This window comes from Paraburkholderia elongata, from assembly GCF_013177735.1.
Taxonomy (GTDB): Bacteria; Pseudomonadota; Gammaproteobacteria; order Burkholderiales; family Burkholderiaceae; genus Paraburkholderia; species Paraburkholderia elongata.
In genome coordinates, this window is sequence record NZ_WOEZ01000252.1 from 1 (window position 1) to 951 (window position 951).

A 951-nucleotide genomic window follows, 5' to 3' on the forward strand; every position below is an offset into this window, starting at 1 on the left:
TCCGACGAGACATTCGTGTGCGTAATAGAGGGCTCGTTTTAGCCCGAAGGCGATGAGTAACTGATCGTCGGCGAACGTCTGCTATCGAGAAAACTGGCAGGCTGAAGTGGGTCGCAGCCCTTGATTGTCGTCGCGGCCGTATCTCTGATATGGCTTCGCTATAATCAATCGCTCCCCGGCGTCGCAATGTCGAAAAAATGTCTTCCAGGCGAAACAGGTCCCCCGGCCGAGCCCGCAGGCCGCTGACGAAAGCACTTCTATTGCCGATGGATCTCGCCTCCGCCAGTGAACGGTCACTGTCCTGTCATCTTGCGCTGGTCGCATGCCGCGACGGACATGGCAACAGCCATCTGGTCAATGAACTTATGCGCGCGGTGTACCTGAGCTGGTATCTGCAGCGCGCTGGTTATGGCGATCAACCGGTGGAGCAGTTCAAGATCGCCGAATACGCGGTCGAGAACACCCTGGCGCACGCTCATGAGACGGGGGAGTGGCGGCTCGCGTCTGAGGTAATCTGCGACTTTGAAGCGCTGCTGACGCTGTATGACGCCCAGCTCGCAAGGGCTCCTCTTCACGAAGTATTCGAAGCGGAGCGGCAGCTGAGGGTTTTTCTGACGGGAACGGACCCTTCGCCGATCCCGTAATCGACGTATCGGCAAGCCTTAACAGATTACTTATTCGCCGAGCCCCTGCCGACGTCATGGCATAATTGATTGGGCTGTCAATATAGTTCGCATTCCTGTATATGTTACACAATTAAGATGATCAATTTTTCACACACGTCGACATCGACACGACGGGAGCGGCCTTGCACGACACTGCGATATCTGTGCGGTTGGGACCGAGGCTGCGACAGGCGGCAAGGGTGAAAGCCCAAAGAGGCGGGTCGTAGTCGAGCGCGACGGCAGGGTTGGGGACCACGCTGCGCTGCCCGCAGACTTAGCGAACGGC

At 57.5% G+C, this 951-nt stretch carries 1 protein-coding gene; it reads left to right on the top strand.

Translation table 11 applies throughout. The features are described from left to right. Positions 1-266: 266 nt before the first annotated feature. Positions 267-644, top strand: coding sequence for a hypothetical protein (locus tag GNZ13_RS42945; protein ID WP_172176457.1), 378 nt, complete (start codon positions 267-269; stop codon positions 642-644). Positions 645-951 lie beyond the last annotated feature (307 nt).